Below are 14,967 nucleotides of genomic sequence, written 5' to 3'. Positions count from 1 at the left end.
ACCTTCGACCAACTGGCCGCATAGCGCCGCACCGCATCGTAGCTGCCGTCGTAGCGGTTGATCTGGGCCTCAATACGGACCCTCCATCGCCATCACTTTCTGCGGCTGATGCTCCAGTGTGTTTAAACCATGAAGATCGCCGGCAACGATCTGCAGAGGGGTGACCAGAACGGCCATCCACTTTGCCATCGAGAACATGCGGGTGACCTCGGCCGCGCGATTACCACTTAGCAGGTGCCATGCCGCAACCCCGGCCACCATGAAAGAAGTGGTGAGTTAAAACAGGCAATCCATCTATTCGATCGAAAAGCAAAAGCTTGGAGCAAAGAGCCTTGTGCTCGGTTCAACTGGTGCTTCCCGCAACCAGCCTCACTTGGGAGTTTCGCCGAAGTAACCTCCAAAAAATGCAATCATTACCACCAACACACTCAACAACACCACAATCACCCAAAGCGCTCCGCTACCTCTGGCGAAGTATCCCAACGAGATTAGACCAACCACGAAGATGCCAACTAAGAAGTACAGTACCGTATTGTCCAATTTACTCCCCCCAGAAATTAATACCTAAACTCAAAAGACGCCTGCTTTGCAAAGGCGATCTAAAGGCTGTTTGAAAGGCGATATCAAACGGCTTTCGGTGAATGTCGAATGCCACTCAGCGTGGCGAACAAAACCGGGACCAATATCATTGTGAGCATCGTGCCCACCGTTAGCCCGCCCATGATCGTAACGGCAAGACCCACCCAGAACACGTCAGGCAGCAGCGGTATCACACCCAGAACTGTCGTGGCCGCGGCCAGTACCACGGGGCGAAGCCGTGAGGCCCCTGCATTCAAAACCGCGTCATAGCCCGGCTGACCTTCGGCCAAGTTATCGTTGATCTGGTCGATCAGAACGATTGCGTTTTTGATCATCATGCCCGCCAGGCTCATGCCCCCCAGCAGTGCTACGAACCCAAAAGGTGTATTCGTGAGCAGCAAGCTCGGAACAATGCCTATCAGCACAAACGGCACGGTCAGGAAAATGACCAGCGGTCTGCGGTATGAGTTGAATAGTCCGACGACGATAAGCGCCATGATCGAAAACGCAGGTATCATCCCCGGAATCAAGGACGCTTGCGCAGACACCGTGTCTTCGTATTCTCCGCCCCATTCCATGCTATAGCCCGGCGGCAAGTCAGCCTCCAAAGCGTCAAAATCAGCGAGAACTGCAGCGCGATAGCTGGGCAGAGTGACACTGTCGATCGGATTGGCCTGAACGGTCAAAACACGGCGCCGGTCGCGGCGATTGATCGTGGGGTCCTCGGGTTGGATATTCACACCGCGAACAACCTGCGCCAGTGGAACAGGCTCGACAGAAAACGGTGACTGCAGTTGCAGCAGTTCAAAGTTATCCACGGCAGCCACGTCGTCCGCGCCAGGTCGAACAATGATGGGCAACAACTCGTCACCTTCGCGGTAGAGGCCGACCGAGCGTCCGTCGAATGCACGCTTTGTCGTATTTCCAAGATCTTCGTATGTGATGCCGGTCCATCGTGCCCGATCCTGGTCATAGTCGGGGACTGTTTTCAGGACACGGTTGCGCCAATCGGTGCGTGCTACCTTTGTCCATGGGTGCTGATCCAGTATCGCGACGGCTCTGTCGCCAATTTCGCGTAAAGTCTCAGGATCGGCATCCGCTGGGCCGATGATGCGGTTTTCGAACGCCCAAGTATTGCTGGGCCCCACACCGAATTGACGTGTGAAGGAGGTCGCCTCAGGCATAATGGCTGCAATCCAAAGCGAGATCTCTTTGGTCATCTCTGGAATGTCGCGATAATCCTCGACGTTCACGATGACTTGCGCGTAGGACGGGTTTGTTCCTTCAGGGTCGACCGGCAAGTAGAAACGCGGCGGGCCAGCGCCGATAAAGCTTGCGATACCGGTCACGCGATCATCCATTTCCACTTGCGCTTCGATCCGCGTGACGGCCTCGGAAACCGCTTCGATCCGGGTTCCTTCAGGGGCGTAATAGTCGATCATGTATTTGGTCATCGAAGAGGTCGGGAAGAACAACTGTGTAACGGTCCCAAACCCGATCCCGGCAATAACCAGCGCAGCGACGGCGACTCCGATCGTCAGATAGCGAACCCGGATCGCGGCGGCCAGAAAGCGGCGGTATACGGCGTATAGACCGGTGTCAAAGGTCTCCTTGGCTCCACCCTTAGGGTCCGGCAGCATGGCCACGCACTGTAAAGGCGTGACTGTCATCGACAATAACCAACTGACCAACAACGCGATCCCGACAACCGAAAACAGCGTCCGGCAGTATTCTCCCGCGCTCTCAACGGAGGCAAAGATTGGGTAGAACGCCATAACCGCAACAAATGTTGCACCAAGCAGAGACATAGCGGGGCGCGTGGCAGCGTCGATAGCGGCTTTCGCCCGGTCCATTCCCTGTGACATTCGAACCATGGCGCCATCTGCAACCACGATCGAGTTATCGACCATCATACCAAGCGCAATGATCAACGCGCCCAAGGACATGCGTTGAAGATCTATTCCTAGCATCGCGAGCGGGATAAAGGTGGCAAGTATCGTCAGGATCAATCCGCTACCTATTATGATCCCCATGCGAACACCCATCGCCAGGGTCAAAACGACCAGAACAATCGCGACAGCTTGTCCAAGGCTGACTAAGAAGCTGCTGACTGCCAGATTCACGTCGTCAGATTGCCAATGAACCCGTTCTACCTCGATGCCTACCGGCAGGCCTGCGATCAGTTCCGTTACTCTGGCGTCTACGGCCTCACCAACGCTGACAACGTTGACACCAGACTGGAAGGATATCGCCAAACCAATAGATGGAAGGCCGTTATAACGCATCATGGTCGTCGGTGGATCAGCATAGCCTTCCTGGACCTCAACGATTTCACCAAGCCTTAGTAACTCTGGTCCACGGCGCTGACCGCTTTGAGCTTGGTCCAGACCGCTTGGCCGAACAACCAAATCAGCGATGTCTTTCGGGCTGGTGAATGCGCCGCTTGGCGCAATGCGCATGCGATAGTCGCCGATATTTACGCGGCCTGCATCCACAATCGCGTTTTGGGTTTGCAAGGTATTTAGGATGGTCTGAGCCGAAACGCCCAATGCTGCCAAGGCTTCTTCCCGTGTCTCCAAATAGATGACCCTATCGCGATCCCCCCAAAGATCGACTCGGCCAACGCCGTCGATCAACGAAAGCTCTCGTTTGAAGTCTTCGGCAAAATCGTCAAGCTCGCGGGCGGAGAAGCCATCAGACGTCATCGCCAGAAGTAGACCGAAAACATCACCGAAATCATCATTGATCGCAGGGCGACCAGCACCTGGTGGCAGGTCTGTTTCAACGTCTCTGACTTTGCGACGCAACGTGTCCCAGATCTGCGGTAGTTGATCCGACCAATAGTTCGGGCGGATCTCGACTTTGATTGTCGACACACCCGCCCTGCTTTCGCTCGAGATGTAGTCAATCTCTTTGATCTCTTGGAGTTTTAGTTCGATCCGTTCGGTAACCTCCTGCTCAACTTCGTCCGGGCTGGCACCAGGATAGAGGGTGGTCACAACAGCAGTCTTGATTGTGAATTCGGGGTCTTCCAACTGCCCAAGGCTAAAGAAAGCTGAAATGCCGCCCAACGTGAGCATGACGACAGTGAACCAAACAAATTTGGCGTTGCGGATCGAAAAAGCCGCCAAACCCATTAGTCCGTGTCCTCAGAAAGCAGCGAAACTTTCTGACCTTCTCGCAGAGAGTTTGCCCCGGCAGTGACTACCACGTCACCAAATTCCAAACCTTCACTAACGGCCACCCCTTGCGACCGTGGAGTGCCAAGCGAAACCTTCCTTGCCGTTACGGTTTCTGAGCCGGTATCAAACACCCAGACATGCGGATCGGTTTCCCCTTCAGGCACGAAAACCGCGCTGGCAGGAACCATGATCGCATCGAATGGTTCGTGCCCTTCCTTTGGTTTTCCGCGAACGCGCCCTGCCATACCCGGAAGAACAAGTGCGTCTTCGGGCTGCTCCATTATCAATGTGACAGGGAATGTTCGCGTCGTTGCAGAAGCCTCTGATCCAATCTCACTAATTTCTGCGGGTAGAACAACGTCCCCCAAAGCGTCAAAAGTGACGGTTATGTCTTCAATGTGCGGGATAAGGGCAATGTATCGTTCGGGGATATCGATCACCACTTCGATGTGCTCGGCATCCAGAATGCGCAGCACTGGGGTTTGTGCTGCGACTTCTTCAAAATCTTCAATGTATTTGGCGACAACACGACCATCGAACGGTGCGGCCAAGCTCGTATAGGTTAAATCCAAAGTCGCTCTGTCCAGTGCGCCTTGAACAGAATTGATTGCTGCCTGAGCTGACGTTTCGCCTGCAACAAACCGGTCGAGTGTCGCCTGAGCGGCAACATCTTTTTCAACCAACGATCGCTGCCGATCTGTTTGCAATTTGGCGTTTTCGAACGTCGCCTGCGCGCTCTCAAGCTCAGCAGTAAGCCGATCGACTTCAGCCTGGTAGGGGGCCGGATCCAAGGCCGCGACAACAGCACCTTTCGTCACAAGGTCACCAACCTGAACGTCGACGCCAACAACATTGCCCGGCACGCGAAAGGCCAATGATACTTCGCGTGCAGCTCTGGCCGTTCCCACAAAGTAACGATCATGCAAACTCGAAAGGTCAGAAATCTCAGTTGCTCTGACAGGTCGGATTGTTGTTTCGGTCGCTTCTTCTTCCTTCTCCCAGCAGCCGGTAAGCAACACGAAAGCAAAAAGCCAAACAGATAGTTTCCTCATATCCCCCTCCCGTACGACCCGCATTTCTCTCTTCGTCTCTGTGAAGGTGGCCCAACTTGCGGATTTTGCGCCTAAAGCTGTTGAAATTGTACGCGCTTATTTAACAAAGTCAAAAATCCGAATTTATTTACTGCGAAGAAGAGAATTCTGACTAAACCTATTCAGGCGACCAAAATTTTAGGCTGACAACTTCGCAGCACGACGTCGCCTTGATGCTGCCGTTTGTCTTATCGATCGTGCAGAAGGCTGTTTTTTTGAAATTAGAGAAGCTGCGCCGGAAGACAAATACCCAGAGATTTCTGTGTGCCAGAACACAGCCAAGAGCGGCTTGTGGAAAATCCAGCCCCTATACGATGCAGTCTGAGACATTCTGCGTCGGTTTCATACTTTCGCCAGATGTGCATTTTCCGTTGCTGGGGCAAATGATGATCCTTGGACCTGGTGTCAAAACAAGCGTTCGCACAGGTGAATAGGGTATGCGTCTTATCGCAACCTTCCGCGCATCGCTGAGGGAGGTGCGTTGTGGCTGGTGGAACTTCGTTTCATTGTCTAGGGACATGATTGAGCAAGTCAAAAAGGCATGGAAGGCGGCGGATTGGTTCAAAGGTCAATTCCAGCTACCGCCGGGTGATGTTGCCGACCATATCCCGATCACGCAAGAACTTGAGCGAACACCGCCTCAAAGTAAATTCGAGCCTTAGACCTGTCGTTTTGGCCCGGGGTTGTCACTTCTTGATAGTCCGTAATCCCGATTTACAGCCCCAGAATGTCTCGTGCCTGATCAACTGTGGCAACCGGACGATTGTACTGGGCGCAGATTTCAGCAGTCCGCATCACGAGCGCTGCGTTTGATGGTGCCAGCGTATTGCGATCCAGGCGCACGTTATCTTCTAACCCCGTTCGCGCATGACCACCTGAGGAAATCGCCCAGTGGTTCAGAACCTCTTGTTGCGCACCGATGCCGGCCGCACACCAAGGTGCCCCCGGAAACAGCCGGTTGACAGTTTTCACGTAGAAATCAAAGACGTCCCGATCAGCAGGCATTGCGTTTTTGACACCCATGACGAACTGCACATAGGGCGTGTTTTTTATCTGCCCTTTCGTGTGCATCTCAGCCGCTTTCAGAATATGGCTGAGATCGAAGGCTTCGATCTCAGGCTTGATGTCATACGTCACCATCTCAGCCGCCAACCAGTCGACCAGATCGGGCGGGTTTTCGTAGACGCGTGTGGGGAAGTTGTTCGATCCTACCGACAAAGAGGCCATGTCCGGTCGCAACGGCAACATGCCACCACGCGTCTTGCCCGCTCCGGACCGTCCTCCGGTTGAAAACTGAATGATCATACCGGGGCAGTGTTTCTCCAGCCCCTCTTTCAACCTTGCGAACTTCTCAGGGTCGCTCGACGGTGTTTGATCATCGTTGCGAACATGAGCATGGCAGATCGTCGCTCCTGCCTCGAATGCCGCGTGTGTGCTTTCGATTTGTTCCTCGACCGTTATCGGCACCGCCGGGTTGTTGGCCTTGGTCGGCAATGATCCGGTGATCGCGACGCAAATTATACAAGGCTCTGCCATGTCACGCCTCTTTGGGGGCAAGAACGAAATCGAATTCAACGTCCCAATACGGGCCCTCAAAGCCAACTTCTGCAGATCGTGCCGGGTCATCGACGCGATTGAACTCTGCGATCAGACTCTCTTTGACCCCAAATACTGCGTCCGAGTTGATGTATTTGTCATCGGGATCAAAGATATGGGTTGTCAGGTCGTCATACCCGTCTTTCGACACGATATAGTGCAGATGCGCTGGCCGAAACGGGTGCCGTCCCAGACGCTTCAACAGATCGCCAACCGGCCCGTCATCCGGGATTGGATAGTTCTTTGGCCGCACCGCACGGAACCAATAGGTCCCATCAACACCGGTTGTGAAGACGCCGCGCAGGTTGAAATCGGGCTGAATACCTTTCTGTTGTACGTCGTAAAACCCGTCATCATTGGCTTGCCAGACATCAATCTTGACGCCTTCCAACGGGTTGCCTTCCACATCGGTGACACGACCTCGCACCACCATGTCCTCACCCTTTTGGTCGAGACAAATGTTGTGCCCCATCTCATATTCCGGCGCGCCGCCCACATGGAAAGGACCCAGAACAGTATTCTCGGAGGCTCCGGTTGGGCGACGAGAATTCACGGCATCCACCAGCATCGACACGCCCAGAACATCGGACAGAAGAATGTATTCTTGCCGCCAGTCATCGCACATGTGCCCGACCTTGGTCAGGAACATGATCGCCTCAAACCACTCCTGCTGCGTCGGTTCAATTTCCTTCACGGCTTCATGGAGCTTTCGCGTGATGACCTCCATCACCTGCTTCAGCCGTTCGCTTTCTGCGTTTTTGTTCCGTGCGGTGACGACCTCGGCCGAGTTTTCTTCGGTAAAGTATCCCATCTCATGCGAGCCCATTTTGGCCTCCTGACTTGTGTAAGTTTGCTCCAGATTGGCTCATCGCGAAAGTACTGTTGTCAGCGCGCGACGTAGTTCGGCTTGGGCATCCGCAACCATATCGGCTGAGCGCCACGCCACATGTTGATCAGGACGGACCAACAAACAGCCTGTATCCGAAATCTCGGACGCGCGCGCCCAATCCCCGGTGTGGTCAACATAGGTTTGGCGCGGGCCGATAACGTGACAGCGAATGGGCATGCCCAGCTCTTTCGCGATAATCTCGGCTGCTTTTACCCAGGCCTCGCCACCAATTGCGGTCAGCACAGTGAATTCTCCACGACCGCACAGATCCAGCGTTGAATGCTTGTTCCCGGTGTCATGATCGAACACCCAGACATGCGGAATGCGCGCACCGGGCCATGTCGTCGGCTGGTAGTGCAGCTCAGCATCCTGATCAAAACCGGGATTGGGTTGACCATCCGTTTCAATCGCACAGGAGTCGTAGCGTTGGTTCATTTCCACGCCATGCGCATCGAACTCATATTTCTTGAAGGCAATCGCCTCGCGAATGGCTTGTCTTTGTGCCGCAGCTTCAGGCGTTGATCCCGAGCGTGCCTCAAGGTTGCTTTGCATGACCTCTGGGTCGACGCCTTCGGCCATTCCGAGCGATTCAAAGATCGGTCCGAATTCACCGATGGATTGATTGGCCCTTGTGACGATCTGCTTTGCCACTGGCGCACGTTCCTCGCTGTAGCTGTCCAGCAGGTTTTCTCCGGCATGGCCTTTCAGGACAGCCGCCAGTTTCCAGGCGAGGTTGAAGCTATCCTGAATCGACGTGTTCGACCCCAGCCCGTTTGACGGCGGATGGCGGTGCGCCGCATCACCCATGATGAACACGCGATCCTTCTGCATATGGGTCGCGTACATGTTGTTGACGGTCCAGGTGTTGGCGCTGATCAATTCGATCTCAAGCTCGGGGTCGCCAACAAGCTGGCGCGCAACCTGCGTAGCCATGGCCTCGTCAACTTCGGGCGCTGGTTGGTTGATGTCATAGCCCCAGACAATGAGCCATTCGTTCCATGGGCGGACCATGCGGACCAGACCCATGCCGATGCCACCGACATTCGCGCCTGGTTGCATCACCCAGTAGAGGACCGACGGCCGATGCGCGACATATTTACTGAGATCTGCGCGGAACAGGATGTTCATGGACCCGCCGACGCCCATCTGTCCTTCGAAAGGCAGACCGGCATGTTCGGCGACCAGAGAATTGCCCCCATCCGCTCCGACCAGGTATTTCGACCGGATCGTGATTTCTTCGCCTGACAAACGATCCAAACACGTCGTTGTCACACCATCTGCATCTTGCTCATGTCGCAAGTATTCGATGCTCATCCGCGCTTGCGTGCCTCGGCGGCAGGCCGTGCCAAATAAGATCGGCTCCATGAATGTTTGTGGCAGATCGTTCATCATCGTCGGGCTGGACAGCAGGTGTTCGGCCTTGGACAGAGGATGATTACCCCAGCTTTTCATCCGTCCGATTTCTTCGCCCGCGAGGCTTTCGCAGAACACATTTTCACCCATCAAGTCCTGATGCGCGGCATGCATATAGGCTTCGGCCTCGACCTCGTGACCCAGATCGCGCAGCACCTCCATCGTGCGCTGATTGGTGATATGCGCCCGTGGCGTGTTGGCTAGCCAGCGATAGCGGTTGATGACCATGTTCTCGACGCCATAGCTCGACAGCAGTGCCGCCGTTGCAGAGCCTGCCGGTCCAGTCCCGATGATCAGGACATCCGTTGTGATGGTGGCCATGTTACGCCTCCCTTCTATTGTCAGATTGAATCGTTTCGAAGCCGTCTTTTGCATTCGCAATCACAAGGCGACGGCGCACGGGAAACAACTGCAGCCCGGTCTTTTCCGAGATCAGTCCCCACAGACCGCGCGGCGCAAACAGCATGATGGCGATCCCGATCAGCCCTAGTACCATGAGGTACCAAGAGCCGTAGTCCGCCAGCAGGCTTTGCAAGATGAAGAAGATCAGCACGCCCAGGATTGGGCCTTCGATGGTACCGATACCGCCGATCACCACGATGAAGATCACGTAAGCCGTCCAATCAGTGACCGAGAACGCCGCATCTGGTGAAATCCGCAGCTTTTGCACATAGATTAGCGCACCGGTCAGCCCGGTTCCTGCTGCTGAAACAAGGTAAACAAGCCATTTCATCCGCGCTGCATCGACACCGACGGATTTCGCCGCTTCAACATTGTCCCGGACTGCGGCCAGTGCCAGCCCACGCTTTGTTCTCAGCAGCCAGTAGATACCGGCAATCGTTGCGATCACCAGCGCCAAGGCCAGCCAATAGGTCAGGATATCTCGCGCTGCCGCGCCGCGAACGTCAAACGTGGTCTGGATCCATTCGGTCGCCCACATCTCGCGGGTTGCAGTGCGGGGCAGAGAGGTTCCGGTGCCGCCGCCGAGCATTTTCCACTGGGCCACCAGCAGGCGCATGACCTCTGCGATGACCCAGGTGCCGATGGCGAAATAGGCCCCTTGCAGGCGGAAGGTGAAAAAGGCCGTGGGGATAGCGACGATCAGGGCTGCGACGCCGCCCAAAAGGATTGCCGGAACCGGGTCCAAGCCCCACAGGATGACACCGCCAAACATGGCATAGGCTCCCATGCCTACGAAAGCTTGCTGCCCGACGGACACCAGCCCGCCATATCCTGCGAGCAGGTTCCAGAATTGCGCCAAAACCAACATAGTGAAGATAAAGAACAGGTCTTGGATCAAGCCTCTGCTGGCGAAGGTCGGCAGCAGGATGAACAGGATGATCAAAGCGATACAGACCGCTCCTGCGCTGTGGGACGCGCGGGTCTGTGTCTGGACGCGGTACATTGCAGTATCAGTCATCAGTCCACCGCCCTTGGAAACAGGCCTCTGGGCTTGATCAGAAGCACGATGAGAAAGGCCAGATGACCGGCCAGGATTTGCCATTCGGGATTGATCGCCGCGCCGACAGTCTGAGCGACACCAATGATGATACCGCCGATCAGCGTGCCCCATAGGCTGCCCAGACCGCCAATGATCACAGACTCAAAGGCGTAGATGAGACGCGCAGGGCCGATATTGGGGTCAAAGTTCGCGCGCATTCCCAGATACAGGGCCGCTAGTGTAACGACGAGCATGGCAATCGCTGTTGCGGTCGCAAAAATGCGTTCGGGGCGGATTCCCATGAGACCAGCGGTCACCGCATCATCCGAAGTTGCACGGAACGCCCGACCCAATTCGGTGCGATAGAAAAGTTGGTTCAGACCAACGATTACAAGAATTGCCGATGCGAAGGTTAACAATGGCAGAACGCCGAGGTTCAATCCGCCCACCTGAACAGACGCAGTCGTGATCTCACCCGCAGGCAGACGTTGGCTATCCGCCGAGAACCCTTCGAGTAATGCGTTCTGCAAGACGACCGACAAACCGAACGTCACAAGTAAGGGCGGCAGGATATCAGGCCCCAGCACGCGGTTCAGCACATGTCTCTGCAAGGCCCAGCCCACACCGAACATTATCGGCGCGGCAATAATTGCTGCCAGAATCGGCGAGAGCCCCAGCAGCGAGACCAACAGAAGGATCAGATAGGCGGCAAAGACGATCAGATCACCATGGGCCAGATTAACCAAGCGCATGATCCCGAACACAAGGCTAAGGCCTGCTGCGAACAGCGCATAAAGCCCGCCCAGCAAAACACCCTGAATGATGGTATCGATCCAGATCATGCGGCGGCTCCTCCGAAATAGGCGTCGTGTATGACCTCGCGGCTGAGCGTGTCTGCTGTGCCTTCCAGCGTGACGCGGCCTTCCATCATGCAATAGACGCGGTCGGAGACCTTCATTGCCTGGCCAATATCCTGTTCCACAACGATGAGGCTGGCTCCGGCCTCCTGAATGCGAGGGACGGCATCGTAGATGTCTTTGATGACTACCGGCGCGAGGCCAAGGCTGATCTCGTCACAGAGCAGAACACGGGGATTGCTCATCAGCGCGCGACCGATTGCAACCATCTGCTGTTGCCCGCCAGACAGGGCTGTACCGGGATGGTTCCGGCGCTCTTTCAGGATTGGGAACAGGTCGTAGATTGTTTGCAGGGACCAATGGCCCGATACCTTTCGGCCATAGGTTCCGATCAGTAGGTTTTCCTCGACACTTAGGGAAGGAAACAGCCGACGCCCCTCGGGTACCATGGCCACTCCGCGCGCCATGATCTCGTCCGCACCGAGGTCTCCGATGGGCTGTCCGTCAAAGCGCACTTGGCCGGAACCGTTGGTCAGAACGCCCGAGATTGAGCGCATGAGGGTCGATTTGCCCGCCCCGTTTGCACCGATGATGGCAACTGTTTCGCCTTCATCCAGATGCACATCCACGCCAAACAGGGCTTGGAAATCTCCGTAGTGGGCGGTCAGCGTATGGGTTTCCAGCAGACTCATCAGACTTCGATCCCCAGATAGATTTCTTTGACTTCCCGGCTGTTCATGATCTCGTCCGGATCGCCCAGACCGATCACCTTCCCGAAATCCAGAACCAGCAGCCGTTCAACGACCGATGTGAGCGCATGCAGGACATGTTCGATCCAGATGATCGTCACTCCGCTGCTGTGCAGTCCCTTGATGGTGTTGATCAGCGCGGTGCATTCCGCGTCGGTCAAACCCCCGGCGATTTCGTCCAGCAGCAACAGCTTTGGGTTTGTTGCCATGGCGCGCGCCAGCTCTAGCCGTTTGCGTTGCAGCAGCCGCAATCCACCAGCTGTGTCATTGGCAACTTCCAGCAATTCCGTTTGCTCAAGAATGCGGGCGCAGTTCTGTTCGACCTCGTGTTCGGACTTGTTCTGTCCATGCGTCGCAGCCACCAGCAGGTTCTCGAATACAGTCAGATGATCAAACGGCTGAGGGATCTGGAACGATCGCCCAATACCCGACAAGCATCGTTGCATAGGTGGCGCGCGAGTAACGTCAGCACCATCGAAATGGATCGAACCCGCATCAGAGGTCAGGTTGCCCGTGATCAGGTTGAACAGCGTCGACTTCCCGGCCCCGTTTGGGCCAATGATCCCAAGGGCTTGGCCTTGCTCGACGTCGAAGCTGACATCGTCGGTGACGGTCAGAGCACCGAAGCTTTTCGAGACGTTTTTAAGCGAAAGAATGGTCATACCGGTGTTCCTGCCCCGGAATAAATCCGGGGCGTTGATTTCATTGCGATTAGGAGATTTCTTCCATCACCCCCGCGGTCGGTACCTCGGGCGCTGAAGAGTTGTCGACGATCACGAGGTCATAGCTGCCACTGTCGAGCAGCCTCCACTGCCCACCTACCAATGGTGTCTTTGCGACGTTCTGAGCGGCGAAGGGGGGCAGGCCCGCGCCATCAAAGGCGATCCGGCCGACAATAGAGTCAAGCTGCGTAGCTGCGATGGCTTCGGCCACTGCATCCCCATCACCCGCGTCATCAACCCGGCCCATGACGTTTGCTGCCATTTCGAACAGCGCATGCACAAAGCCGATGGGTTGGGTCCACTGACGGTTGGTGGCGGCCATGTACCCTTGCGCCAGTTCAGCCGAGCTTGCGCCGGTCAGCGATGACGAGAACGGATGGGTGGGGGACCACCAAACTTCAGAGCTCAGGTTGTTGCCTGCGTTGCCCAAAGCTTCGACGGCTTGCGGGAACAAGATGGCCTTGCCAATGCTCGCGGCTTTCGGGGTGAAACCTTGCTGTTTGGCCTGGCTCCAAAAAGTGGTGAAGTCAGGCGGGATCGGAACGCCGGTTACGATTTCAACATTCGCCTGCCGGAACGCGTTGATCTGGGCTGAGAAATCATCGGTAAGGTTCTGGTACCGCCCGGGGTCCGTCAATGTGTAACCCAACTCTGAGAGAACAGGCGGGAAACCTACATTTGGGTCGCCCCAAGCGTTGCCATCGCCGTCATTCGGGAACAGCGCACCGACCTGCTTGTTGGTCTCCAACTGGTTCCACATTGCCGTGAAAACCGAGATCACGTCCTCAAGGCCCCAGAAGAAGTGATAAGCGTAATAGAACGGCTCCCAGCTGGCTGGATCGCCAGGATTGCCCTGCTGGCCGATGAACCATGGCTGCCAGGGCGCAACGGTGGAAATACACGGTACTTCCTCGGCCTCACAGGTCGAGGCAACTGGGTTGGTCGTTTCGGGTGTCGAAGCGACCAGCATCAGGTCGATCTCATCATCCACGATCAGTTCGCCCGCGATGTCTGCCGCTCGGTTCGGGTTCGACTGGCTGTCTTTGACGATGACTTCGAAATTCGCACCGGCTTCGGATGCGGCGAAATTCTCCAGAATAAACTTGTCCGCCTCGGAGAAGGCGGCCAGAGGACCTGATTGCGGGCTGACATAGCCCAACTTGATCTTGGCGCCCTGAGCGATAGCGGGCGCAGCGAGCGTGCCGGCGGCCAATCCCAGGCCGGTTGCAGCGCTGGATTGCAGCAATTTGCGTCGTGTGATCATGTGTCCCTCCCTTGACACGGTGAAGTCAAACGCTTGGGGCGTTGCCTGCCCACGCGTTTTGAAGAAGCGCCCGCAGCCCATCAGCAGTGACGGGTTGCGGGTTCCAATACGGGTTGTTGAGTGCGATTTCGGTTGCGCGATCCAGATCGCTTTCTGAAAGGCCAAGGTCTTTCAAAGCAAATGGTGCGCCCAATCTCTTTGCAAAATCCCAAAGGGCCTGGCCCGGTTCAAGGCCACCAAGAACGTCTGTCACGGGCGACAGAAGCTCTGGCACACCCACCGCGTTGTAGGCGATGGCATGGGGCAGAACGATTGCGTGGGTTTCCGCGTGCGGCAGATTGAAGGACCCGCCCAGCGTATGGCAAAGCTTGTGATGCAACGCCATTCCGACCAGACCAAGCACCGTACCGCAGGCCCATGCACCACGCTGCGTTTCTTCTCTGGCTTTCAGGTCGTTGGGGTTTCCGACAACGGTTGGCAGTCCCTCTGCAAACGCCTTCAGACCTTCGATGGCCAATTCCGTGGTCTTATCAGTTCGGTCCTTGGCATAAAGCGCCTCGGCGGCATGAGCCATCGCGTTCATGGCGCTGGTCACGGTCATTGCGGGCGGTAATGAGGCAACAAGTTCGGGATCGTACAGAATGACCCGCGGCAGAACCTTCTGGTCTGTCAGGGTAGTTTTGATGCCATCCTCAGTCTGACCCAGGATCGGAGTGGCCTCGCTACCGGCATATGTGGTCGGGATGGCGATTTGCCGCAAATCGGTCCGAAGGGCAATCGCCTTGCCTAAGCCAATCGTTGAGCCTCCTCCGATAGACACGATGCTATCCGCATTTACAGACAGGGCGTGTTCAACCGCTTCTTCCGTCACGTCGACCGGGGTGTGCATCGTTGCTCGCGTAAAGACACCCGCAGCACGATCCCCAACAGTTGTCGCAAGCTCCATGGCCATATCGACTTGCTGAGGTGTCGAAAGGATGAGCGCTTTGTTCGATCTCAGCGCTGTTAGTTCCGTGCAGATGTCGTCACGCAAACCTGCGCCGAACCGGACTTTCTGGCCATTGATACTGGTGGTACTGAGAGCCATTGGGCGAATTCCTGACAAGCGCTGGATTGCAGATCTGAAGGAAACGCTAGCAGGCAAAGACAGCACTCTTGATCGAATTATCGACGCTCAATATAAC

12 protein-coding genes and 1 pseudogene are annotated in these 14,967 nt (G+C 55.9%); 1 reads left to right on the top strand and 12 read right to left on the bottom strand.

Annotation, left to right across the window (positions count from 1 at the left end; translation table 11 throughout):
* Nucleotides 1–72 precede the first annotated feature (72 nt).
* The 3 genes and pseudogenes from GOV85_RS20770 to GOV85_RS20760 form a co-directional block, all read right to left on the bottom strand.
* Nucleotides 73–276, bottom strand: a pseudogene (locus GOV85_RS20770) (cytochrome ubiquinol oxidase subunit I); the annotation flags it as partial.
* A 347-nt stretch (nucleotides 277–623) separates the two neighbouring features.
* Entirely contained in the window at nucleotides 624–3,716 is a 3,093-nt protein-coding gene (locus tag GOV85_RS20765) for an efflux RND transporter permease subunit (protein ID WP_171181795.1), read from the bottom strand.
* A complete protein-coding gene (locus GOV85_RS20760) occupies nucleotides 3,716–4,813 on the bottom strand; it encodes an efflux RND transporter periplasmic adaptor subunit (protein WP_171181793.1) in 1,098 nt (365 codons plus the stop codon). The genes GOV85_RS20765 and GOV85_RS20760 overlap by 1 nt, the downstream gene beginning before the upstream one ends.
* A 476-nt stretch (nucleotides 4,814–5,289) precedes the next feature.
* Here GOV85_RS20760 and GOV85_RS20755 point away from each other — a divergent pair, with 476 nt between their 5' ends.
* A complete protein-coding gene (locus tag GOV85_RS20755) occupies nucleotides 5,290–5,514 on the top strand; it encodes a hypothetical protein (RefSeq protein ID WP_171181791.1) in 225 nt (74 codons plus the stop codon).
* Nucleotides 5,515–5,566: 52 nt separating this feature from the next.
* Here the strand turns inward: GOV85_RS20755 and GOV85_RS20750 are convergent, their stop codons facing one another.
* The 9 genes from GOV85_RS20750 to GOV85_RS20710 are packed head-to-tail and all read right to left on the bottom strand — an operon-like array spanning nucleotide 5,567 to nucleotide 14,870.
* Complete coding sequence (locus GOV85_RS20750) at nucleotides 5,567–6,388, bottom strand: 3-keto-5-aminohexanoate cleavage protein (protein ID WP_171181789.1); 822 nt, start codon at nucleotides 6,386–6,388, stop codon at nucleotides 5,567–5,569.
* A gap of 1 nt (nucleotide 6,389) precedes the next feature.
* Nucleotides 6,390–7,274, bottom strand: coding sequence for an intradiol ring-cleavage dioxygenase (locus GOV85_RS20745; RefSeq protein WP_171181787.1), 885 nt, complete (start codon nucleotides 7,272–7,274; stop codon nucleotides 6,390–6,392).
* A gap of 39 nt (nucleotides 7,275–7,313) precedes the next feature.
* A complete protein-coding gene (locus GOV85_RS20740) occupies nucleotides 7,314–9,071 on the bottom strand; it encodes an FAD-dependent monooxygenase (protein WP_171181785.1) in 1,758 nt (585 codons plus the stop codon).
* 1 nt (nucleotide 9,072) lies between these two features.
* A complete protein-coding gene (locus GOV85_RS20735) occupies nucleotides 9,073–10,170 on the bottom strand; it encodes a branched-chain amino acid ABC transporter permease (RefSeq protein WP_253282986.1) in 1,098 nt (365 codons plus the stop codon).
* Entirely contained in the window at nucleotides 10,170–11,033 is an 864-nt protein-coding gene (locus GOV85_RS20730; protein WP_171181783.1) for a branched-chain amino acid ABC transporter permease, read from the bottom strand. Before GOV85_RS20730 ends, GOV85_RS20735 begins: the two co-directional genes overlap by 1 nt.
* A complete protein-coding gene (locus tag GOV85_RS20725; RefSeq protein WP_171181781.1) occupies nucleotides 11,030–11,740 on the bottom strand; it encodes an ABC transporter ATP-binding protein in 711 nt (236 codons plus the stop codon). The genes GOV85_RS20730 and GOV85_RS20725 overlap by 4 nt, the downstream gene beginning before the upstream one ends.
* Complete coding sequence (locus GOV85_RS20720) at nucleotides 11,740–12,459, bottom strand: ABC transporter ATP-binding protein (protein WP_171181780.1); 720 nt, start codon at nucleotides 12,457–12,459, stop codon at nucleotides 11,740–11,742. Before GOV85_RS20720 ends, GOV85_RS20725 begins: the two co-directional genes overlap by 1 nt.
* 49 nt (nucleotides 12,460–12,508) lie before the next feature.
* On the bottom strand, nucleotides 12,509–13,783 hold the full coding sequence (locus GOV85_RS20715; protein WP_171181778.1) for an ABC transporter substrate-binding protein: 1,275 nt from the start codon (nucleotides 13,781–13,783) through the stop codon (nucleotides 12,509–12,511).
* Nucleotides 13,784–13,808: 25 nt separating this feature from the next.
* On the bottom strand, nucleotides 13,809–14,870 hold the full coding sequence (locus tag GOV85_RS20710) for a maleylacetate reductase (protein ID WP_171181776.1): 1,062 nt from the start codon (nucleotides 14,868–14,870) through the stop codon (nucleotides 13,809–13,811).
* Between the last annotated feature and the right edge of the window lie 97 nt (nucleotides 14,871–14,967).

It is taken from the genome of Ruegeria sp. HKCCA4633, assembly GCF_013034605.1.
In the GTDB taxonomy this organism is placed as follows: domain Bacteria; phylum Pseudomonadota; class Alphaproteobacteria; order Rhodobacterales; family Rhodobacteraceae; genus Ruegeria.
The sequence above is the reverse complement of the archived record's forward strand: the minus strand, read 5'-3'. Positions and strand labels throughout refer to the sequence as shown.